17 protein-coding genes and 1 other RNA gene are annotated in these 21,451 nt (G+C 65.0%); 9 read left to right on the top strand and 9 right to left on the bottom strand.

All coding sequences use genetic code 11. From position 1 onward, the window contains the following. Positions 1–5: 5 nt before the first annotated feature. Together gspD and A8G00_RS11325 are read right to left on the bottom strand one after the other, a co-directional pair. Positions 6–2,192 carry a type II secretion system secretin GspD gene (gspD, locus tag A8G00_RS11330; protein ID WP_099186306.1) on the bottom strand — a complete coding sequence of 729 codons (2,187 nt, stop codon included), beginning with the start codon at positions 2,190–2,192 and terminating at the stop codon, positions 6–8. Next, positions 2,189–3,019, bottom strand: coding sequence for a type II secretion system protein N (locus A8G00_RS11325; RefSeq protein ID WP_099186307.1), 831 nt, complete (start codon positions 3,017–3,019; stop codon positions 2,189–2,191). The genes gspD and A8G00_RS11325 overlap by 4 nt, the downstream gene beginning before the upstream one ends. A gap of 165 nt (positions 3,020–3,184) precedes the next feature. On the opposite strand from A8G00_RS11325, the gene A8G00_RS11320 reads away from it, so the two are divergent. After that, complete coding sequence (locus A8G00_RS11320) at positions 3,185–3,838, top strand: 2OG-Fe(II) oxygenase (RefSeq protein ID WP_025551089.1); 654 nt, start codon at positions 3,185–3,187, stop codon at positions 3,836–3,838. Between the two features lie 106 nt (positions 3,839–3,944). On the opposite strand, the gene A8G00_RS11315 is transcribed toward A8G00_RS11320, so the two are convergent. The 5 genes from A8G00_RS11315 to ssrA form a co-directional block, all read right to left on the bottom strand. Continuing rightward, positions 3,945–5,393: a CYTH and CHAD domain-containing protein gene (locus tag A8G00_RS11315; protein ID WP_099186308.1), complete on the bottom strand. Its 1,449-nt coding sequence runs from the start codon at positions 5,391–5,393 to the stop codon at positions 3,945–3,947. Positions 5,394–5,562: 169 nt separating this feature from the next. Then, entirely contained in the window at positions 5,563–8,244 is a 2,682-nt protein-coding gene (locus tag A8G00_RS11310; protein ID WP_099186309.1) for a TonB-dependent receptor, read from the bottom strand. 93 nt (positions 8,245–8,337) lie between these two features. Continuing rightward, the gene (locus tag A8G00_RS11305; protein ID WP_048575382.1) at positions 8,338–9,921 is read right to left on the bottom strand and encodes a hypothetical protein; all 1,584 of its coding nucleotides are present in this window, start codon (positions 9,919–9,921) and stop codon (positions 8,338–8,340) included. 387 nt (positions 9,922–10,308) lie between these two features. Further along, on the bottom strand, positions 10,309–10,689 hold the full coding sequence (locus tag A8G00_RS11300) for a tetratricopeptide repeat protein (RefSeq protein ID WP_048575384.1): 381 nt from the start codon (positions 10,687–10,689) through the stop codon (positions 10,309–10,311). 292 nt (positions 10,690–10,981) lie between these two features. After that, positions 10,982–11,326, bottom strand: a transfer-messenger RNA (tmRNA) gene (gene ssrA, locus A8G00_RS11295). A gap of 24 nt (positions 11,327–11,350) precedes the next feature. Between ssrA and A8G00_RS11290 the strand changes: the two genes are divergently transcribed. From A8G00_RS11290 to glp, 6 genes are all read left to right on the top strand, one after another. After that, complete coding sequence (locus tag A8G00_RS11290; protein WP_103000729.1) at positions 11,351–12,103, top strand: NRDE family protein; 753 nt, start codon at positions 11,351–11,353, stop codon at positions 12,101–12,103. 161 nt (positions 12,104–12,264) lie between these two features. Next, entirely contained in the window at positions 12,265–12,855 is a 591-nt protein-coding gene (locus A8G00_RS11285; RefSeq protein ID WP_025551081.1) for an aminodeoxychorismate/anthranilate synthase component II, read from the top strand. Positions 12,856–13,282: 427 nt separating this feature from the next. Continuing rightward, a complete protein-coding gene (gene trpD, locus A8G00_RS11280) occupies positions 13,283–14,275 on the top strand; it encodes an anthranilate phosphoribosyltransferase (protein WP_099187008.1) in 993 nt (330 codons plus the stop codon). Further along, positions 14,272–15,063 carry an indole-3-glycerol phosphate synthase TrpC gene (gene trpC, locus A8G00_RS11275; RefSeq protein ID WP_099186312.1) on the top strand — a complete coding sequence of 264 codons (792 nt, stop codon included), beginning with the start codon at positions 14,272–14,274 and terminating at the stop codon, positions 15,061–15,063. Before trpD ends, trpC begins: the two co-directional genes overlap by 4 nt. After that, entirely contained in the window at positions 15,060–15,545 is a 486-nt protein-coding gene (gene moaC, locus A8G00_RS11270) for a cyclic pyranopterin monophosphate synthase MoaC (RefSeq protein WP_025549266.1), read from the top strand. Before trpC ends, moaC begins: the two co-directional genes overlap by 4 nt. Then, positions 15,542–16,723 carry a gephyrin-like molybdotransferase Glp gene (gene glp, locus A8G00_RS11265; RefSeq protein ID WP_099186313.1) on the top strand — a complete coding sequence of 394 codons (1,182 nt, stop codon included), beginning with the start codon at positions 15,542–15,544 and terminating at the stop codon, positions 16,721–16,723. The genes moaC and glp overlap by 4 nt, the downstream gene beginning before the upstream one ends. An 84-nt stretch (positions 16,724–16,807) precedes the next feature. On the opposite strand, the gene A8G00_RS25150 is transcribed toward glp, so the two are convergent. Continuing rightward, a complete protein-coding gene (locus tag A8G00_RS25150) occupies positions 16,808–16,966 on the bottom strand; it encodes a hypothetical protein (protein ID WP_165363390.1) in 159 nt (52 codons plus the stop codon). A 153-nt stretch (positions 16,967–17,119) separates the two neighbouring features. On the opposite strand from A8G00_RS25150, the gene lexA reads away from it, so the two are divergent. Continuing rightward, complete coding sequence (lexA, locus tag A8G00_RS11260) at positions 17,120–17,806, top strand: transcriptional repressor LexA (protein ID WP_044661822.1); 687 nt, start codon at positions 17,120–17,122, stop codon at positions 17,804–17,806. Here the strand turns inward: lexA and A8G00_RS11255 are convergent. Further along, positions 17,797–19,941, bottom strand: coding sequence for a ComEC/Rec2 family competence protein (locus A8G00_RS11255; RefSeq protein ID WP_099187009.1), 2,145 nt, complete (start codon positions 19,939–19,941; stop codon positions 17,797–17,799). The two genes, lexA and A8G00_RS11255, sit on opposite strands and share 10 nt — an antisense overlap. A 47-nt stretch (positions 19,942–19,988) precedes the next feature. Between A8G00_RS11255 and gltX the strand changes: the two genes are divergently transcribed. Beyond that, entirely contained in the window at positions 19,989–21,443 is a 1,455-nt protein-coding gene (gltX, locus tag A8G00_RS11250) for a glutamate--tRNA ligase (protein WP_025549268.1), read from the top strand. The last annotated feature ends 8 nt before the right edge of the window (positions 21,444–21,451 follow it).

The raw sequence follows: 21,451 nt of genomic DNA, 5'->3' as shown, positions 1-21,451 counted from the left end.
CCCGATCATTTCCGTTGCTCGCTTTCCGGGATGTCCATGGGCCGCACCACGCCGCTGGAGTGGCGGGCGGTCGGTTCGATGATCTCGGCGGGCGGCTGCACCACGGCGTCGCCCGGCTGCGGCGCGGCGGCGGGGGGCGTCGCGCCCATATAGTCGCGCACCAGCTCGTCTATGCCCGGTTCCTGTTCCGGGTTGCGCTGCAACTGCATGCCGCGGATATAGCCGTAGCGCTGCTGCGTCAGCTTCTGCGCATCTTCCTTCGACCGCAATATGGTGGGGCGGATGAAGACCATGAGGTTGGTCTTGGTCCGGCTCTTGCTGCGCGACTTGAACAATTCGCCGATGCCGGGAATGTCGGACAGCAGCGGAATGCGCTCTATCGTCTTGCGCTCATTGTCGTCCAGCAGGCCGCCCAGCGCCAATATCTCGCCATCGTCGACCGTCACGGTCGTCTCGATCTCACGCTTGTTGATGATGAGGTCGCTGTTGTTGTTCGACACTGGCCCGGCGACGCTGGACACTTCCTGCTTGAGGAACAGCTTGATCGCGCCGCCAGTGTTGATCTGCGGCTTCACCTCCAGCTTGATGCCGACATCCTGACGCTGGACGGTGCGGAACTGGTTGTCGAAATTCTGGCTCAGCGCCTCGCCCGTGGTCACCGGCACCTGCTGGCCGACCAGTATCGACGCCTTCTGATTGTCCAGCGTCATCACCGAGGGCGTGGAGAGGATGTTGCTGTCGGTATCGGATTTGACGGCATTGATGATCGCGCCGAAAATCCCGTTCCTGCCCAGCGAGGTCGCCACGCCGCCGAAGCCGCCGGTCGCGTTCATCAGGCTGTCGACCGCCGCCTGTTGCAGCGTATTGGCAAGGTCGCCATTTTCCCGCGTCCTCGTCTCCGTTCGGGTGCCATCCGGCGCCACGACGGTCGTCGTCGTCTCGCCCAGCCGATCGGCGGCGATCGCGCCTGCCAAAGTCAAGATATTGGGCGAAGCATTGGAATAATTGGTCGCGGCAAAACCGGTCTTGGTGCTGCCGATCAGGAATTGCACGCCCAGCTTCTTGGCGGCGGCGTCGCTGATCTCGACGATGATCGCCTCCACCAGCACCTGTTCGCGCCGCGTGTCGATCTGGCGGATCGTCTCGCCCAGCATCCGCTGCACGTCGCTGTTGGCCGCGACGATGATCGCATTGGCGCCCTCATAGCGGGTGACGATGGCGGGCCCGCGCGACGAAATCCCGCTGCCGCCCGAACCGCCCGGCCCCGCCACCACGGTTGAAGCGGCGGCTGGGACGGCGGAGGGCGCGGTTCCCGCCGCAGGGGTGGAGGCGGTCACGGACGAAGCGGTCGCCTGCCCCACCAGTTGCTGCAACACCGGCAGCAGCTTTTCGGCATCGGCATGTTCCAGCCAGTAGACGCGGATCTCGGTCCCGCTCGCGGCCTGCCGGTCGAGGTCGCGCGCCATCTGCGCCAGCCGCGCCACCGTCCCGGCATCGCCACGGATCGCGACGGCATTGCTGCTGTCGATGGGCACGATGGTCGCGGGCTTCGCCGCCCCTTCCCCGCCCGTCGTCACCAGCGCCTGCAGGGACGTCGCGATCTCCCGCGCCCCGGCATTTTTCAGCACGACCGTGGTGGTCGAGGCCGTATCCCGGTCGATCCGCGCGATCACCTGCCGGATGCGCCCGATATTGTCGGCATAGTCCGCCACGACCACGCTGTTCCCGGCCCGGTTCGCCGTCACGGAGCCATCCTTGCTGACCAGCGGCCGCAGCGTTTCCAGCGCGCTCGCCGCGTCGATGGAACGCAGGCGGAAAACCTCCGTCACGAACTGGTTGCGATTGGCCGCGCGGCCCACGGCGCTGGGCTGGCCCGCCGCACCGTCCGCCGGCTGGATGCGATAGGCGCCGCCGGGCGCCGGCACCGCCACCAGCCCGTTCGCCCGCAGCGTCGACAGGAAAATCTCGAAATATTCGGATCGCGACAGCGGCCGGTCGGTCACGACCGACACCTTCCCCGCCACGCGATTGTCGATGATGAAGGTCCGCCCGGTCACCCGCGCCGCATCCTGGATGAAGGCGCGGATGTCGGCGTCGCGCACGTTCAGCGTCTGCTGCGCCATGACCGGCGATGCGATGGGAGCCGCCAGCGCGAGGGCCATGGCGGCGGAAAGAAGCAGTTTTCTGGTCATTGGCCTTGCAGTGTCAGGTTGACGGAGGACATGGCCGCGCCGCGCTCCACCGTCAGGGAAATGCGGGCGCCGGGCATGATCCTGCCCTGCAGCGCCTGAAGATCGCTCACCGATCCGATGGGCTGGCCGTCGACCTGGGTGACGATGTCGCCGGGCTGGAAGCCGGCCTGTTGGAAGCCGGGCCCCTTGGCCGTCAGGATGAGGCCGGTCACGCGCCCATTCTGCATCCGGGGGGTGTAGCCGACGTCGCGTTTCAGCATGTCGGCGGTCGGATTGTCCGTTCCCGTCACCGGCGAAGGCGGCGAACCTGCGGGCGTTCCGCCATCCGGCATGGCCGTCGGCGCGGGCTGCGACTGGTCGAGAAACACCTGCTCCTCCGCCCCGCCGCGGTCGATGGTGATATGGTCGAAGGCGACCGCCTTCAACACCACGCCGGGCATGATCTCCTCACCCACGGCAAAGCTGTTCTGCACCCCATCCGGCCCCGCCACGATCGCGGAGCCCAGTCCGGACCCTTCGTTCAGGCGGATGCCGTAAACGGTCAGCGCCAGGGAGGTCACGACGCCGCCGCCCGCCTGTTGCGGACCGCCGCGATAAAAGGGATCGAAGCTGGAAAACAGCGCCTGCCGTTCCGCGACGGAAAGGAAGCGGGCCTGCCTCCCTTCCCAGGGGCCGAAACTGCCGACGGGCGTCAGCACCGTCCAGACGAGCGCCGCGCATTGCAGCGCCAGCAGGCCCAGCAACAGCTTCTCGACCGCCGACAACCAGTCGATCGGCCGCAACCGTCCGCCCATGTTCCGGATATTCTCGCTGAAAGCCACACGCATGCGCGTCGTTCATCCCCCTTGATATCGGCGCCTGCTAGAAAATTGGTTTTACTACCGGATGACACTATTGTGACGCTTTGATGACAATCGCAACGGCCGAAGCGACGGCGCTTGCATTTCGCGCGGCCAGCGATAGCAAAAGGCCGGATTTCCGCTTCCTGGACCCTGCCGATGGCCGATAGCCTCCCTCCCGCCGCGCCCGACGCCGATCCTGCCTGGATCGCATCCCACCCCCGCATCCAGCGCGTGCCCAGCCGCGACCTGGTCCTGTTCATCCAGCGCCATTTCCTGTCGGCGGAGGAATGTGCCGGCCTGATCGAACGGATCGACGCCCACCGCCGCCCCTCCACCATCGCGGACGCGAATGGCGACGGATATTTCCGCACCAGCGAGACATGCGACCTGGACGCTTCCGACCCGCTTGTGGCGAGGATCGACGCGAAGCTTGCCGCCTTCGCCGGCATCGATCCCGCCCATGGCGAACCCATTCAGGGGCAGCGCTATTCCGTCGGTCAGGAATTCAAGGCGCATACCGACTATTTCGAACCCAAGGGCCCCGATTTCGAACGCTTCTGCGCGGTTTCCGGGAACCGCACATGGACGCTGATGGTCTATCTGAACGAACCGGCGGCGGGCGGCGCGACCCGCTTCGTCAAGATCGGCAAGACGGTACAGCCCGAAACCGGCAAGCTGCTGGCGTGGAACAACCGGCTGGGTCCGGGGGCCTATAATCCCGCCAGCATCCACCACGGCATGAAAGTACGCAGCGGCGTCAAGCATGTGATCACCAAATGGTATCGCGAACGGCCCTGGGGGTGATCGGGGGTGGGTCGCGAATGACCATTGGCAGCCCATCAAGCGCGACATGCTTCATGGAGGGGGGGCGCTCAGACCATCCGCTCTCCATCCCTCGCCGCAAATACCCTCACCGCCAGAAGCGAGGGGCCTCCAGCAAATCCTCATGGGCGCGGGCCGCGGCGCCCAATAATTTCCGTTTCCGCTTCGGGCGCAGCCTGGCTTCCTCTCCCCCCAGCCCATAATGCGCCAGCAACCCCGGCGCGGCGACCAGATCATTCAATGCGCCCAGTTCCGACTGCACCTGTTCCAGCGCGGCGATGAATTTGCCCCGCCGCCGCCGCGCCTTCCTGCCCTCGAACAGTCCGGCGAAGAATTCGGAGGCGTAGCGCAGTTTCTTGGCATCCTTGCGCACCTCGTGGCGCGCTTCGTCGCTCAATCCGGCAAGCCCCCTGCCCTCCTTCGCGATCCGCCTGCGCAGCCGCCGCAAGCGCCGTGCGGCAAAGTCCGCCGCCGGCTCGTCCCGCATCGCCAGCGCCTTGCCCCGGCCAAGCCCCGCGCCCAGGGTCAGCCATTCGACAAGATCGATCAGCAGCATCCGAACCCGGGCCGAGCGCAGCCATTCCTGCACGCGGCCATGCACCTCGCCCCGAACCGCATCCCATCGCTCGCGCAGTTCCTCCGTCTCGATCCGTTCGGCCAGCACATCCAGATTGCGCGCCTCGCCCAGCATGGCCGCCAGCCATTTGAGCTCGCCCTGGAAGCGCTCCACATCCGCAGGAGCCAGCATGGGCCTGAACAGCGAAAGGGCCGAGCGTAACCGGCGGATCGCCACCCGTGCCTGGTGCAGCGCCCCTGGATCATAATGATCCAGCAGCAGCGCCTCGTTCAGCCGATAGTGCCGCAGGCAGCTTCCCGCGATCCGCGACAATGCCTCCTCCGTCCGCATCGACGGGTCGAGCGCCACCGGTTCCGCCTTGACGAAGGCGGCAAGCCGGTCGCGCAGCCGGTATCCTCGCTCCGCCTTCGTCAGCACGCCGGGACGGACCGGCATTTCGGCGTCGATCCGCCGCGCGAGGAGGAACAGGGCGCCCGGTGAGCCGGATTTCAGTTCCAGTTCGACTTCGCAGATCGCGGCCTGCCGGTCCCCGGCGCTCACATGCCCCCGGTCCAGCACCAGTTCGATCAGGGCATCATCCTGCCGCACGATCCATCTGCGCCGCTCGACTTCGGCATGGAAGACAGGCTGGATGCCATGCACCCCCTGCCCCAGCAGCTCGGCTATCGGCGTCCGGGCATCCAGCACCGGCGCATCGTCCGCGACCGGCATTTCCCATTCCGCCCGCGCGAACAGCCCCGCGCCGCCCTCTCCATCGGCCTTGACCGTCTGCACCCGCTGGCCGTTCGACCGGCGAATACGCAGGCTGATCCCCCGGCCCGCCAGATCCCGCTGCGCCGTGTCGAAATAGATGGACCGCAATGTCGCCACGTCGCTGTCCGCCGGGAGCCAGTCCAGTCGCCCGAAAGCATCCGCCGCATCGGGCGCCAGTTCCAGCTTCAGTTCGACTTCCCAATTCATGCGCCGCCTCCGCGCATCTGCCTGGAGTTCGAACTATCACGAACAGCCCCGTCGCGCCAATCAGCCCATTAGCAAACGCAATCCTCCCCATGCGGAGACATGAGGAGGATCAGGCAAAGACCGGCGGAGGGTCGAGAGGCGGCATCCCCATCCCCTCGACAACGGGCTTTCAGAAGGTCGTCGAGAGCGAAAAATTGAACGTCCGTCCGATGCGATACGCGTTATAGACGACCATATTGGTCCCGTTCGATTGCGTTTCCTTATAATCCTTATCCAGGATGTTACGGGCCTCGAACTTCACGTCGAACTGGCGACCCGCCACATGCACGCCCTGCCGTGCGACGAAGTCCAGATTGATCGGTGGCCGTTCATAGACATCCGGCTGGTTCTGGTTAGCCAGACCACGGCTGGTCACGCGCTTGCTGGCATAGGACAGGATCAGCGTCTGCTGCGACAGGCTTTCCTGATCTTCGATCCCAAGTTGCAGGTTTACCAGATGATCTGACTGGCCCGTCAGCGGCGCTCCATCGCGGAAGAAGTCGGTCGCGTTGCCCGACGAGGAACCGAACACCGCAACCGGATCATCGGCGCCGACCTTCAGCTTTGACTTGGTATAGGTATAATTGGCGATCGCCACCAAACGCCGCGTTGCGAAAAACGCATCGCTGCCGACGCCCGACAGATCGACATATTTCTGCAATTCGACTTCGCCGCCATACAGATTCGCCTTGGGCGCATTGGCAAAGCTGGTGATGAACTCGCCTCCCGAGATGAAGGTTTCGATCGGATTCTTGATCCGCTTGTAAAAACCCGATAGCGAGAAGCGCTGGTCTCGGGCAAAATACCATTCGAAACGCGCCTCGCCATTATAAAGCTGGCTGTCCTGAAGGTAGGGATTGCCCTGATAACGGCGGTTCGTATCCGGATCGAAGTAGAATTGATAGATCAACTCGCGGAACTGCGGCCGGGCGATGGTCTTCGATGCATTGACGCGGAACTGCATGTCAGGGCGGACCTGCCAGGTCACTGTAGCCGACGGCAGCCAATAATCGTTCTTCAGACTGGTCGCGGCAAGGCTGGCACCGGGCGTGCTGAACACCTGGATCGGCGACACCGTCTCCTTCGCTTTTTCATAGCGGACGCCGGCATCGATCGACAGTTCCGGAGTGATCTGCCAATTGAACTTGCCATAGCCCGCATGATTGCGCAGCCGCGCTCGGAAAGCCGGATTGCCCTCATTGGTTTCGATCAGGACGATGTCGAAGGTGTCGATTACGCTCGGCCGAAGCAACAGGTCCGGTCGCAGCAGCGCCACCCCTTCAGGGAAAGTGCTGGGCGCCGTGAACTGGAAGTCGCGGCGGGAGCTTGTGCGGCTGGTGTTCAGGAAGGCATAGCCCGCGGTCAGCGACAGTTCGGGCGTCGGCCGATAGCTGAGGTCGATGCCGCTCGACCACAGATCCTCGTTAAGGTCGGAATAGCTGATCGTCGCGTCGCCACCATTGCCATTGTTCAGGCGGTTCACGAAATATTGGCCCAAGGGATCGGACGCCGAATTGGTGCGGACATATTCCAGGGTCAGTTCGGCCGGAGCCTCGCGTTGTGAGTTGGCGAAGCCGCCCCGCACGTCCAGGCTCAGTTCCGGCGTCAACTTGAACTCACCGACGACCTGCGTGTCGATCAACTGCCTTTCATACCAGGCGGTATCCTGCTGCATGAAGTCGACGGCCGTTTCCTGCCGATGGCCGACGCCCAGCCGCGTATGCTTCAGCGTGTCGCGTATATAGAGGTTGGTCCAGCGGATCTTGTTGTCCCCGAATTCCAGACCAACACCCAGCAGCCCGTTGACGATGATGCGATTGTCGGTCGTCACCCGCCGGAAATCATTTTCCAGCGTTCCAAGATCAGGCGTCAGCGAGTTCTGTTGCGTCTGGTCACGCGTCACCCAACGGTTGCTGTAGCCCGCCGTCGCGATCAGGCCCAACACCGCCCCGCCCAGATCGAAGGAGGTCCCGCCGGAGATGGTCGCGCTATAGTTGGGCGCCACGTCCTGCACCCGCTGGACCAGTGCATTGTCGAAGCTGACGAGCTGGCTGGCGATCGCGCCGGTGTCGACATTGCCCGAGCTGATCCGCTCGCCGCTCCGGAAGAAGGCCTTGAGCGCCGGCGGAATGTCGCGCGAACCGTTGTCGAAGCCGGTCCAGTCGCTGCCGCTGCCATAATAGGTGTAACCCATCTGCGCGGTCGTCTCATCATTGGCGCCGATGCCACCGCTCACCGTGACGAAGCTTTCTGCCGGGATGACGCTGGTCGTGAGATTGATGACCCCACCGCCGAACTCGCCTGGGTAATTGGCCGAATAGCTCTTCTGCACCAGTGAGGACGAGACGATATTGGTCGGGAACAGGTCGAGCGGCACGACCCGCTTCAGCGGTTCGGGGCTCGGCAGGGGGGAGCCGTTCAGGAGCGCCAGCGAATAGCGGTCGCCAAGGCCGCGCACATAGACATAGCCGCTACCCACCACGCTAAGGCCGGTGACGCGGCCCAGGGCGCCGGCGATGTTGCCGTCGCCTGTCCGAGCAATATCGGCGGACGACAGGATCGACACGACGGCGGGCGCGCTCTTCTGGATATTCGCGCCGCGGCGGCCCGTGACGATGATGTCGCTGCCGGGAATGGAAATGTCGGGCACGGAACCCTGATCCGCTTCCTTTGCGGGCTGGCCCGGCACCGGGGCGGGATCGGTCGGCTGAGAACCGGCGGCCGGTGCGCTGGCGGTTTGCGCGATTGCAGCCGGTGCGACCAGCGCGGATGAAATGAGCAGCAGGCCCGCAAGCTTGAGCGGCGTCGCCATCGAATGTCCCCTAAATATTGGAATTGCGAGATCGGGGCGGGAAACGGCTCGTTTGAAAGCCGCGCCCGCCCCGTTCATGGCTGCGTCGGGCGCTTAGGTGACCGGCAGCGAAGTGCAGGCGCGGTTGGCGTTGCTGGTGGTGTCGAACGCTGCCGTGGCGGAGTTGCAGGTCCAACCCTTGTACCAATTGTCATTCGCGTCCTTGACCGCCCCGACATAGCTGGTCGTGTCGAAATAGGCGTCCAGCGTCTTGGCATCGAACGGAGTCACAGCCGTTTCGCCGGCACCATTGATGAACAGGCTGCTCAGCGAGATGGTGAAAGCGTCGTTATTGCCGTTCGAACCCGAACCGAAGGCTGTCGCGACCTGCGCCGCGGTGATGCTGCCCGTGCCGAGATATTTGGTGGCGTTGCACGCCATCACGACCGAACGGGCGGTCAGCGTCGCCGGAGTGGTGCCGCTGCCGTTCATGCGAAGGCACTCGTTGTTCGGGGAGTTGACGATGCCGTTAACGAGAGTCAGGTCCGCATTGCCGCGCAACAGGATCGAGGCCTGGTCATTGGCGTCGTTATTGGCGCTCGACTGCGCCTGGATCGCGGTGAAGTTGGCAACGATGGTCTTCTGGCGCGGCGTATCGCCTTCAAAGCCGTTGCTGTCGACCTCCATCAGCGCGTCGCCCTGACCAGGGCGCTGCACGATCAGCACATATTGGAAGAAGCCCTGCAAGCCGGTGTCGATGTCGAGGCTGTCGTCATCCGCGCCGGTGGCGATGTAGTGCTTCATCTTGACGGTGCCGCCAAAGAATTCGGCGCCGTCGTCCGAACTGTTGTGGCTCTGGATATATTCCAGCGTGGTGCCGCTGCCGATGCCTTCCGTGGTCAGCGCCTGCAATTCGGTGTTGGCGCCCAGCACATAGCCCGAATAGCGGATCTGCACATATTTCATCGTGCCGCTATTGTCGGTGTCGAGGGTACCGCCATAGATCGCCGGGTCCGCCGCGCCTTCGGTCTGGCGCTCGCAGGTGCCCGCGCCGACCGAGCCGGTGGTGCAGTCGGTGATGCGGGCACGGCCCATCAGCACGACGCCGCCCCACTGACCGATGGAATTGTCGTTCACTGCGCCGTCGATATTGCTCTTGCTGGTGAAGATGATCGGCTTGTCGGCCGTGCCGACGGCATTGATCTTGTTGCCGCGATTGACCGCGAGCCAGGACGTGCCGGTGGCACCATAGACGATAACGCCGGGTTCGATGGTGAGCGTGACGGACGGCAGCGTGCAGCCGGCGGGAATCTGGCTGTCGCTGGGTCCGCGGTCGCAACCGACATCGACGCGGCCGGGGAGCGAATAGAGCAGGCCGGCAAGCTTCGGCAGGGTGATCGACTGGTTGATGCGCGACGGCAGTTCGCAGATGCGCCATACACCGGTCGGTGTCGTGGCGGTGGTGCCCCTATCGACCAGCGGATTGGCGCCAGCCGGAAGGGTCGGACAACCGCCTGCCGGGGTCACCGTAGCCGACGGGGTCGGCGTGGGTGTCGGAGTCGGCGTGGGGGTGGGATAGTTGATGGTGATGTCACCGCCGCTGCCGGGCGAGGCGACGTCATTGGCGCCGCATGCGCTGAGCGCGGCACAGGCACAGCCCGCCATCAGGATGGTGTTGAAACGGTTATTCTTGACCATGGAGTCTCCGCCCCGGCGCTCGCCGGCTTCATAAAGGTTGCGGAGCGCAGGGGAGAAACTCGAATCGGACAACGCCCCCTGTCGCCCTGCTGGCGGCAGTTAGGCGCGACAGATGACAGGGTTGTGCCGCTTCTATGACATATCGAAGTCTTTCAAATGACAGTTTGAAGACGCATGTTTCACTTTTGCGACATCGCCCCGATCTTTGCTTTGCTTGCCATGGGATCGGGCCATCCGCAGCGCGCGGCCTGCGTAAGATTGAACGCAGCGTGATCTAGACACCTGGTGAAGGCGGAACAGCTTCCAAGCCGCAAGGACAAAGGGGCGCCGTCCCAAAAGGACGACGCCCCCGCTCCCTGCACCCAGGGTGTCCGCCTTTGCGCCTGTTCAGCGCATGGCGTAACTTGTCTGCAGACGGCCGATCGCCTTGCGAGCGATCTCCCGCGATGATCCTTCCTGCCCATCAGCCGTCACCAGCACGGCGTCAGGAGCGAAGCGCGCCGCCTGATATGCATTGCGTGCCGCCTTTGCCTTCCCCATTCCGGCATAGGCATTTCCCAAATTAATGAGTCGAGCCGGATCGTCGGGGAAATCGGACCGTAGCGCCTCCAGCCGGCGAGCAGCGACCTGATAGTCTCCCGCTGCCAGCGCCTTGGAGGCCAGCCCCTTGTCGGACACGCCCACTATGATGGTATCATCGGCAGCTGATGCCACAGCCGGGGCCATCGCCGCCAGAGCCAACCCACAAATTGCTGCGGCCTTCCTCATCCAAAACCTCCGGAAAAAACCTTCTATAATAGCTGTAAGTATTTCACTTTGATGACATGGGAGCAAGGGCTGGAGCATCCGCTGAAAAGGATTTTTATCGCCCTATATTCAACATCTTATATCTTTTTCTTTTAACTGTCATAAAAGTGTAATCGAATGAAGTCGTTCCGGACTTCATCGATTCGCGAGCAGCCGCGCGGGAGCCAGCGATCCCGCGACCAGCCGACTGGAAAAAGTGGAATTGTGAGGGAAGGTCCGGAGGGTTCTGTTGCCCGGCCCCTCCGGCGGCCGCTGAATTCCCTTCTGTTGCCCGGTGGGTTCAACCGCGTTCTTTTTGAGTAATGTCCGGCCGTGAGGCCATCAATTACGCAGCAAGAGCAAGAGCCTCGTTATCGTTGGCACTTGTGAGTTTTGAACCTTTTTACGGCGTACTCAGGCCGGGTGAAGGCATCGCTTTTCAACACACGTCGATCCTAGTTCGGCCCCGTCACGCGCCCCGGAACGACGGGGAATGTGGTGGAGCCGCCGGGTACCGCCCCCGGGTCCGCTGCGCCTATTGCACGATACGATTTATCACCATAGCCGGGCGAACCCGGCACCGGCCTATATGGAGAGGCGCGGACCGTTTATCAAGCCGCTCCCGATCCGGAGGAAAACACGCATGTGCATCATGGCAATGGCTTGGGACGCGCACCCCCGCTGGCGGCTGATCCTCATCGGCAATCGCGACGAACTGCACGCGCGCCCCGCAGCGCCGCTCGCCCGCTGGGAACAGGCGGACCATCTGATCGCAGGCCGGGACCTGCTTTCCGGCGGAACCTGGCTGGGCGTTTCCGAACAGGGGCGCGCCGCGATCGTCACCAACCTGCGCGGCTATGGCGGGCCCGATCCCGATCGCGCGTCCCGCGGCGCGTTGGTGACGGACCTTCTGAGCGGCGACGAGACGGCTCCGCTGGGGGATTTCAATCCGTTCAATCTCATCCTGATCGACCGGGACCGGGCGCTGTTCCTGACCAACCGCCCTCACCTCCTGCGCACGGAACTCACGCCTGGCCTATATGGCCTTTCCAACGGCACGCTCGATGCGCCTTGGCCGAAGACGCTCGCCCTCAAATCCGCCTTGCTCGACTGGCTGGTCGCCGGAGCCGAAGATCCTCTGGCGCTGTTCGGCGCCCTCCGCGCGGAAAGCCTGCCCCACGCCGGCATTGCCCCCGATGCGCCCTCCGACATTCCGGCGGAGGCGATGATCTCGCCCATCTTCATCCGCAATCCCGTCTATGGCACGCGATGCAGCACGATCGTCGCAGTCGACGCGCGGGGACAAGGCGTCATTTCAGAGCGCCGCTTCGACCCGGACGGCGTGCAGACCGGTGAAACCCGCTTGGCTTTCAAATGGGACGAGATGGGCGAATGAAGGGAAATCCATTCGCTGCCGCCAGTCGATGCTTGCCCCCTGCCTTCGCGGAAGCACATGCGCTTGGGGTCGACACTCCCTGTCCGGCTTCCCGCCCAAATCGCCGCCGCTGCGGAAATGCGGCCCTTCCCCAAGCTTCGATCCCGCGCTAAAGCCGCTGCATGATCCTCGTCATCGACAATTATGACAGCTTCACCTGGAACCTCGTCCATTATCTCATGGAATTGGGAGCGCAGGTGGAGGTTGTCCGCAACGACGCCATTTCCGCCGGCCAGGCCCTTTCCACCGGCGCGCAGGCATTTCTGCTGTCGCCCGGTCCGTGCACGCCCAATGAAGCGGGCGTCAGCCTCGATCTCGTGGCCGCCTGCGCCGATGCGGGTGCGCCGCTGCTGGGTGTGTGCCTGGGCCATCAGTCGATCGGCCAGCATTTCGGCGGCAAGGTGGTGCGCGGCGGCCTGATGCACGGCAAGACCTCTCCCGTCACCCATGACGGCACGGGTCTGTTTCAGGGGCTGCCTTCGCCCTTCACGGCCACCCGCTACCATTCGCTGATCGTCGAGGAGATTCCCGAAACGCTGATCGTCAACGCCACCAGCGAGGACGGCTCGGTCATGGGTTTCCGGCATCGCGACCTGCCGATCCATTCGGTCCAGTTCCACCCGGAAAGCATCGCCACCGAACATGGTCATGACATGCTGGCGAACTTCATGCGGATCGCCGGCATTCCGGTTCGCGAACGCGCGGCGGCCTGAAGCGGCCTCACCTTAGGCCAAGTTCGGAATTTGGGGGGAATGGCCAATTCAGGACCTTCCTTCTCCCTTGAGGGGGAAGGACAGGAAGCCTTGGCGATGAAGGAGCCTGGGCGGAGTTTGATGAGGGGGAGCGGGCCTGTGGCCCGCGCGATCCCCTGGATCGCAACCCCCTCACCCAGCTACGACTAAGCAGCAAGCTGCCAAGTCTGCGCAGCCCTCTCCCTCAAGGGAGAGGGATAAGGGGGTGTCCGATTACCCCCCAAATCAGCCAGTCCGGCAAATCACGCGAAGGCGGGACCGCGGCGGCAAACCCGCAAATCTCGCCGCCTGCGACCGCATCGCCTAGCGCACCATATTGCGCTGCCATAACGACTTTCGCGCTTCCCCATCTCGACTCCGGCTCCTTCCCATGATTAAGGCAGCGTCGATGACCCACCTGCCCGATCCCGCCACCCCACTCGACGCGCAACAGGCCGCAAAGGCTTTCGACCTGCTGTTCGACGCCAACCTGCCGGAAGAGGAGATCGCGGGCTTTCTCATCGCTATGGCCCGGCGTGGCGAGACGGCAACGGAAATCGCCGCCGCCGCCCGCGCCATGCGCCACCGCATGATCCCAGTCACGGCGTCGGCGGGCACGATCGATGTCTGCGGCACGGGCGGCGATGGCCATCATACCCTCAACGTTTCGACCGCCGTGTCGCTGGTGGTTGCGTCGGCGGGCGTGCCCGTGGCCAAGCATGGCAACCGCGCCGCTTCCTCCAAGGCCGGCGCAGCCGATACGCTGGAAGCGCTCGGCCTGGACCTGGACCGCGCCGCCACGACAGCCGAAGCGACGCTGGCCGATCTTGGCATCTGTTTCCTTTTTGCGCAGAATTATCATCCCGCGCTCAAACGGCTTGGCCCCATCCGCAGGGCGATCGGGGAACGCACCATCTTCAACCTGATGGGGCCGCTCGCCAATCCGGCCGGGGTGCGCCGTCAACTGGTCGGCATAGCGCGTCCGGACTATGTCCCCGTCTATGCGGAGGCGCTTGCGGAACTGGGCGTCGATCATGCGATGATCGTTTCAGGCGACGAAGGGCTTGACGAACTGTCGCTGGCCGGCGGCAATGCTCTGGCGGAGGTGAAAGGCGGCAGGCTGGTTGCGACGCGCCGCCTGACCGCTGCCGAACTCGGCCTGTCCACCCATCCGGTCGAGGCGATCAGGGGGGGCGACCCCGCCTATAACGCCGCCGCCCTGCGCGCCCTGTTGCAAGGCGAAGCGGGGCCTTATCGTGACGCGGTGCTGCTGAACGCCGCCGCCGCCCTTGTCGTGGCCGACGCCGTGTCCGATTTCCGCGAAGGCGTGGAGGAAGCCGCCGAAACCATCGACCGCGGCCTTGCCAACGCGCTGCTCAATTGCTGGATAGCCTATAAATGACGAACAAGCTGATCGAAATCTGCGATGTAAAGCGGGAGGAAGTCGCCCGGCGCAAGGCCGCCACGCCCATCTCCTCGCTTCACGCCCGCGCCGCCGAACAGACGCCTCCGCGCGGCTTCCGCAAGGCGCTGGACGGTGCCGCCCGCTCCGGATTCGGCCTGATCGCGGAGATCAAGAAGGCCAGCCCGTCCAAGGGCCTGATCCGCCCCGATTTCGATCCGCCCGCCCATGCCCGCGCCTATGCGGCGGGTGGCGCGGCCTGCCTGTCGGTGCTGACCGACGAACCTTATTTCCAGGGGCATGACGATTATCTGGTCGCGGCCCGATCGGCCTGCGCCCTGCCGGTGCTGCGCAAGGATTTCATGGTCGATCCCTGGCAGGTGCTGGAAAGCCGATCGCTCGGCGCCGACGCGATCCTGATCATCGCCGCCGCGCTGGACGACAATCAGATGGCGGAGATAGAGGACGCCGCCCTTGGCCTGGGCATGGATGCGCTGGTTGAAGTGCATGATGCGCAGGAACTGGAGCGCGCGATGAAGCTCCGCTCGCGCCTGATCGGCGTCAATAATCGCGACTTGCGCGACTTCACGGTCGATTTCGCCCGCACCTACGAACTGGTCGGACAGGCTCCGGAAGGATGCACCTTCGTTGCGGAAAGCGGCATCGGCAGCCATGACGACCTGATCGCCATGTCGGACCATGGCGTGCGCTGCTTTCTGGTGGGGGAAACCCTGATGAGGCAGGCGGATGTCGAAACCGCCACGCGCAGGCTGCTGACGGGGCGATGAGCAAGCTCACCCATCTGGACGAGGAGGGGTCGGCCCATATGGTCGATGTTTCCGCCAAGGCGACGACCGCGCGCAAGGCTGTCGCGAGCGGCCGCATCAGCATGAGTCCCGATGCAGCAGCAGCGATCGAGCAGGGATTGGTGAAGAAGGGCGACGTGCTGGCCGTGGCCCGCGTGGCGGGCATCATGGCGGCCAAGCGGACCGCCGACCTCATCCCGCTCTGCCACCCGATTCCGCTCAGTTCGGTCAGCATCGACCTCGATCTCGACGGCAGCGGCGTGACCGTGACGGCGACCGCGAAGACCGCCGGTCAGACCGGCGTCGAGATGGAGGCGCTGACCGCCGCGTCGGTCGCGTTGCTGACGGTCTATGACATGGCCAAGGCGCTGGACAAGGGCATGATCATCAGCGACGTGCGCCTGCTGGCCAAGAGCGGCGGCAAGTCCGGCGACTGGACGGCTGGGGACGGGCCGGCATCATGAGCCTGCTTCCGGTCGCGGAGGCGCAGAGCCGCCTGATGGCGCTGGCAAGGCCGCTGCCGACGGAGCATATGCCCATTCCCGCCTGCGCCGGACGATGGCTGAAGGAAGATGTCGTTGCGCTGCGTGATCAGCCCTGGGCCGATCTTTCCGCCATGGACGGCTATGCCGTGCGCGCCGCCGAATGGCCCGGGCCATGGCAGGTCGCCGCCGAAAGCGCGGCGGGCGGCCCGCCGCCTCCGCCCCTAGAACCCGGCCAGGCCTGCCGCATCTTCACCGGCGCGCCCTTGCCGCAGGGCGCCGACAGCATCCTGATTCAGGAAAATGCCGCGCGGGAGGGGGACATGCTGCGCGGGCTGGAGGAGGCGCTGACGAAGGGGCGTCATGTGCGTCCGGCCGGTTCCGACTTCCGCAAGGACGGCCTTTTGCTGAAGGCCGGCAGCGCATTGGGGGCGGCGCAGATCGCGCTCGCCGTGCTGGCCGGGCATGGGACGCTGCCCGTATCGCGCCGGGCGCGGGTCGCCCTGCTCTCGACCGGCAACGAACTCGTGCCCCCCGGTGCGCCGACGCAGCCCGGCCAGCTTCCCTCCTCCAACGCGCCCATGCTGGCCGCCCTGCTCGCCGGCCTTTCCTGCGATGTCATCGATCTGGGGATCGTGCCGGACGATCTCCCCGGCATGGTCAAGGCCTTTGCCCGCGCCAGCCAGGCGGACATCATCGTTTCGACCGGCGGCGCATCGGTGGGCGATCACGACATCGTCCGCCCGGCTTTCGTCCAGGCCGGGGGTTCGCTCGATTTCTGGAAGATCCGCATGCGTCCGGGCAAGCCGTTGATGGCGGGGACATTGGGTTCCGCCGTCTTCCTGGGCCTGCCGGGCAATCCGGTATCGGCCTTCGTGACGGCGACGCTGTTCCTGTTGCCGCTGGTCCGCAACATGATGGGCGCGGCATCGCCCCTGCCCCGCACCGCGCCGGCGACGCTCGCCGCGCCGCTGCCCGCCACGGGGGAACGCGACGATTACCTCCGCGCGTTCCGCACGGAAGCGGGCATCGTTTCCGTGACATCGCAGGACAGCGCCGCCACCGCGGCCATGGCGATGGCCGACTGCCTCATCCTGCGCCCCGCCGGCTCTGCTCCGGCTGCCGCCGGCGATCCCGTCACGGTCCTTCCCCTCGCATAAGGAAAGGGGCCGCCGCGCGACCCCTTCCAGTGCAGTCCTGACGGATGGCGGCGATGTCAGCCCTGCTGGACCGCCGCCGTTCCTTCAACGCTGCTGCTTGCCGGGCGACTTGTCCTGACGGCGTTCATCGCCCATCTGGCCCTGCCGGTCTTCCTGCTGCTGCTGGCGTCCACCCTGGCTGGAGCGGTCGCCGCCCTGCTGGTCGCGACGTTGACCGCCGCCCTGGTTGTTCTGGTTGGCCATCTTTCTCTCCTATTCACCTTCTTCGTGGAAGGCAGGCGTTAAACGGCCTGGGGCCTCCCGCGTTCCAGCAAAAGCGCCCAACGGTTAGGCGCTTGACTTGCCCCGTTCCGTTTCCTATGCGTTCTCCATCCGTTCCAAGGAGGGCAAGGCGAGATGTTGACACCCAAGCAACAGGAATTGCTGAGCTTCATTCAGACCCGGCTGGAGGAGGGAGGCGTATCCCCCTCTTTCGAGGAGATGAAGGAAGCGCTGGACCTGCGGTCCAAATCCGGCATCCACCGCCTGATCAATGCGTTGGAGGAACGCGGCTTCATCCGCCGCCTGCCCAATCGCGCCCGCGCACTGGAAGTGCTCAAGCTGCCCGATGCCATGCATCGCGCTCCCAAGGTCGTCGTGCCTGCCAAGCCGCCGCTGACGCCCGGTCCGGTAGCCAGCAGACCCCCGGTCGCCGCCAACGACATATTGGAGATTCCGCTGCACGGCCGGATCGCGGCGGGCGTGCCGATCGAGGCGCTGGAGGGGCAGAACATGCTTTCCGTTCCCGCCGCGCTGCTGGGCACCGGGGATCATTATGCGCTGGAAGTGGCAGGGGATTCAATGGTCGAAGCGGGCATTCTGGACGGCGATTTCGCGCTTATCCAGCGCACCGACGTCGCGCGCGAGGGGCAGATCGTGGTCGCCCTGATCGACGAAAATGAAGCGACGCTGAAATATTTCCGGCGTGAGGGTCCGAAGGTCAGGCTCGATCCCGCCAACAGCGCCTATGAACCGCAGATCTACGACCCTCGGCAGGTTCGCATCCAGGGCAAGCTGGCCGGGTTGCTGCGCCGCTATAACTGATGCTTCCTGTATTCGCGCGGCCGGCTGGAAGGCCGCGCGACCCAGGGGTGCTCGTCATGCCACGCCTTCGCGCTGCGCATGGTGCCATGGTCCAGATCGATGGTCAGGCCACCCGTCCTGGCGAGGAAGCGTCGATCCACCTTCAGCCAGCGTGGGCGACAGGCGCCCGGCAGGCGGCGGTCGCTGACGACGATGTCTGAATAGGCGCAATCCCGCGCCAGTATCGCATTATCGATCCTCACGCTGCTTCGCGTCAGCAACAGGTTCCAGTTTCGGCCCCCTCCCTTCAGGCGAACGGCGCATAGATCGGGAGAACAGCGGGCCTGGGGCAGCGCCGTCAATGCCTGCAAGGTACCGTCATAACCCGCGCTTTCCGCTATGACGTCGCGCGCATAGCCGCCGGCTCGCGCCCGCAGCATCGCCATGCCGCCATCGGCAGTGCGCACCGCGACATGCCGGCCGTCCCCGCTTATCAATATGGCGGGCATCGGGCTGGTCAGCACCATCATGACGCCGGTGGTCACGGGCATCAGACCCGCCCAGCGCCACCGGCTTCGCCATAGCAGGCACCACAGCATGCCCAGCAGCATCAGGCCGAACACCACGCCCGACTGGGCGGGCGCCAGTACCACCGCCCAAGGGCTGGACGCCACGCCATGGGCAATCAGCAACAGCAGGTCGATCGATCGCGCGGCAAGCCACCAGAAGGGCGCACCCCACCCGCCTAGGTCCAGCAGCAAGGCCGTCGCCTCCAGCGGCATGACCACCAGGGTCGTAAGCGGTATGGCCACCAGATTGGCCATCGACCCCAACATGCCCGCCTTGTGGAAATGGAACAGCGCGATCGGCGCCAGCACCAGCTCCACGACCAGGCCGGTCGCCAGCATGCCCGCAAGATTGCGTCCGATCCGGCGCCCCACCCCTTCGTCACGCGGCGCGAGAAAGGCGCGGAAGGCGGGATGCTCGCCCAGCGACACCAGGGCTATCACGGCCGCGAAGCTCATCTGGAAGCTCGGCCCCACCAGTGCTTCTGGCCAGAGGATCAGCACCACCAGCGCCCCCGCCGCCACGAGCCTGAGCGTGATTGCGTCCCGTCCCATCGCCAGTCCGCCCAGCACAAGCAGGGCAGCGACGCAGGATCGCACGGTCGGCACCTCTGCGCCAGTCAGAAGCGTATAGCCGATGCCCGCCAGAGCGCCGCCGCCCGCGGCCAGCAGCATCAGCGGCCAGTCGAGAGCCGCCCGGCGGCTGAGCGCCATCATCCGCATCAACAGGAAGATCACCGCAGCGATCAGGGCCGTGACATGCAGACCGCTGATCGACAGCAGATGCGCAAGGCCGCTCCGCCGCATCGCCTCCGCATCTGCCTGCGCGATCGCGCCCTGATCGCCGGTGGCCAGGGCAGCGGCGATGCCGGCGCCCTGTCCCGGAACGCGCTCCAGGATATGCTCGAACAGACGCGCCCTCAACCGGGGGCCGGCCGTGGCCGGCCGCAGGACCGTAACCGGCGGCAGCACACGCCCGGTCGCGCCGACGCCCTCGAAATAGGCGCGGCGCGCAAAATCATAGCCGCCCGGCAGGCTGGGCGGCGCAGGCGGCATCAGCCTTGTGCGGAAGGCTATGATGGCTCCCTCTCCGACCCCCGGCGGCATCGACGCATCGTCAAGATTGACGCGCACCAGGGGCGGCAGGGCAGGCACGCCGACAGGCCGGACCAGCACGCGACTCATGTGCTGCGCGGGCAGCCTTTCGACCGACCGGACCTCCCCCTTCAGCGAGATGAAGGCCGGGCGGTCGAGGGGCGGCGATCCGACGATCGTCGCTTTCCCCCAGACCAGCAGGCACCCCGCACAGGCAAGAATGCCACCGACGACGATCGCCTGACGCACCCGGCCACCGGGCGGCAAAAGCAGCGCGGCGCAGGCAACCGCAAGCGTCACGCAGCAAAAGGCCAGCCATTCCAGTCGATTAGGCAGAAGGAACCAGGCCGCGATTCCCGCAGCCAGGGCGACTGGAACCCATAGCGGCAACCGTTCGCGCTCCTCCTCCAGCCACAGCTCCACGCCGCGCCAAATCCGCGCCGCTTTCCCCCGGGCCGAACTGACAACGGAGGTTTGTCGTGGCTCGAAAGCCATGCTAGGGGGCGTCGCGATCATGGATGGGTCGGGTGGTATCCGGGCGAATGGCAGGGAATGAAACGGTGAGTGCTACAGGTTCGAACAAGCAGGTAGTAACCCGTTTTGCGCCGTCGCCTACCGGTTTTCTTCACATCGGCGGCGCGCGCACCGCGCTATTCAACTGGCTGTTCGCACGTCATCACGGCGGCAAGTTCCTGCTGCGGATCGAGGACACAGACCGGGCCCGCTCCACCGAGGAAGCGGTCGCCGCCATCTTCGACGGGCTGGAATGGCTGGGGCTGGGCGGCGACGAACCGGCGGTCTTCCAGTTCGAGCGCACGCCACGCCATGCCGAAGTGGCGAACCAGATGCTCGCCTCCGGCCATGCCTATCGCTGCTATGCGACGCCCGAGGAACTGGCGGAACTGCGCGAGCGGCAGCGCGCCGCCAAGCAGCCGATGCGCTATGACGGACGGTGGCGGGACCGCGATCCCTCCGAAGCCCCGGAAGGCGCGCCCTTCGTCATCCGCCTGAAAGCGCCGCGCGAAGGTGAGACGGTGATCGAGGACGCCGTGCAGGGCCGCGTCGTCGTCCAGAATGCGGAGCTGGACGACATGATCCTGCTGCGTTCGGACGGCACGCCCACCTATATGCTGGCGGTGGTGGTCGACGACCATGACATGGGCGTCACCCATGTCATTCGCGGCGACGACCATCTCAACAATGCGTTCCGCCAGCTAGGCATCATAAAGGCGATGAATTGGGAAGAGCCCATCTACGCCCATATCCCGCTGATCCACGGAGCCGACGGCGCGAAGCTGTCCAAGCGGCACGGCGCGCTTGGCGTCGATGCCTATCGCGACGAGTTGGGCATGCTGCCCGAAGCGGTGTTCAACTATCTGCTGCGACTCGGCTGGGGCCATGGCGATGAGGAGATCATTTCCCGCGAGCGTGCGGTGGAACTCTTTGATATTTCAGGTGTCGGCCGCTCGCCCTCTCGCTTCGACATCAAGAAGCTGGAGAATCTGAACGGCCATTATCTGCGGGAGGCGGATGACGCGCGCCTTGCCGCGCTGGTCGCGCCAAGGGTTGCGGCAAGGTTGAACATCGACCTGCCGGAGGATGGCGAGAAACGGCTTGCCGAGGCCATGCCGTCGCTCAAGCCGCGCGCCAGGACGCTTAACGAAATTGCGGAGGGCGCCGAATTCTTGTTCAAAAATTGCCCGCTCGATTTTGACGAGAAGGCGCTTGCTCTGCTAGACGATTCCGCACGCGCGCTGCTGGGACAGACAGCCGACGCTCTTGCACCCGTCCAGTCCTGGACGGTCGAAGCGATCGAAGAAGCCATTCGCCGCGTGGCAGAGGATGCCGGCCTCGGGCTTGGAAAGGTCGCGCAGCCTTTGCGCGCGGCGCTGACCGGTCGCACGGTTTCGCCGGGAATTTTCGACGTCCTTTTCCTTCTGGGGAAGACGGAGAGCTTGGAACGATTGGCCGCTGTGAGGCACGCATCGGCCAATTGAAGTATCAG

It is taken from the genome of Sphingobium sp. SA916 (assembly GCF_002894065.1).
GTDB lineage: Bacteria > Pseudomonadota > Alphaproteobacteria > Sphingomonadales > Sphingomonadaceae > Sphingobium > Sphingobium fuliginis.
Note: the sequence above shows the minus strand (reverse complement) of the source record. Positions and strands in the feature narration are given on the sequence as shown.

Excerpts from the sequence above, each read along its gene's own strand:
- A8G00_RS11255 (WP_099187009.1), bottom strand. The coding sequence starts at position 19,941 with ATGGCTTTCGAGCCACGACAAACCTCCGTTGTCAGTTCGGCCCGGGGG.
- moaC (WP_025549266.1), top strand. The coding sequence starts at position 15,060 with ATGAGCAAGCTCACCCATCTGGACGAGGAGGGGTCGGCCCATATGGTC.
- A8G00_RS25150 (WP_165363390.1), bottom strand. The coding sequence starts at position 16,966 with ATGGCCAACCAGAACAACCAGGGCGGCGGTCAACGTCGCGACCAGCAG.
- A8G00_RS11325 (WP_099186307.1), bottom strand. The coding sequence starts at position 3,019 with ATGCGTGTGGCTTTCAGCGAGAATATCCGGAACATGGGCGGACGGTTG.
- gspD (WP_099186306.1), bottom strand. The coding sequence starts at position 2,192 with ATGACCAGAAAACTGCTTCTTTCCGCCGCCATGGCCCTCGCGCTGGCG.
- glp (WP_099186313.1), top strand. The coding sequence starts at position 15,542 with ATGAGCCTGCTTCCGGTCGCGGAGGCGCAGAGCCGCCTGATGGCGCTG.
- lexA (WP_044661822.1), top strand. The coding sequence starts at position 17,120 with ATGTTGACACCCAAGCAACAGGAATTGCTGAGCTTCATTCAGACCCGG.
- A8G00_RS11300 (WP_048575384.1), bottom strand. The coding sequence starts at position 10,689 with ATGAGGAAGGCCGCAGCAATTTGTGGGTTGGCTCTGGCGGCGATGGCC.
- A8G00_RS11310 (WP_099186309.1), bottom strand. The coding sequence starts at position 8,244 with ATGGCGACGCCGCTCAAGCTTGCGGGCCTGCTGCTCATTTCATCCGCG.
- A8G00_RS11315 (WP_099186308.1), bottom strand. The coding sequence starts at position 5,393 with ATGAATTGGGAAGTCGAACTGAAGCTGGAACTGGCGCCCGATGCGGCG.
- trpC (WP_099186312.1), top strand. The coding sequence starts at position 14,272 with ATGACGAACAAGCTGATCGAAATCTGCGATGTAAAGCGGGAGGAAGTC.
- A8G00_RS11285 (WP_025551081.1), top strand. The coding sequence starts at position 12,265 with ATGATCCTCGTCATCGACAATTATGACAGCTTCACCTGGAACCTCGTC.
- gltX (WP_025549268.1), top strand. The coding sequence starts at position 19,989 with ATGGCAGGGAATGAAACGGTGAGTGCTACAGGTTCGAACAAGCAGGTA.
- trpD (WP_099187008.1), top strand. The coding sequence starts at position 13,283 with ATGACCCACCTGCCCGATCCCGCCACCCCACTCGACGCGCAACAGGCC.
- A8G00_RS11305 (WP_048575382.1), bottom strand. The coding sequence starts at position 9,921 with ATGGTCAAGAATAACCGTTTCAACACCATCCTGATGGCGGGCTGTGCC.
- A8G00_RS11290 (WP_103000729.1), top strand. The coding sequence starts at position 11,351 with ATGTGCATCATGGCAATGGCTTGGGACGCGCACCCCCGCTGGCGGCTG.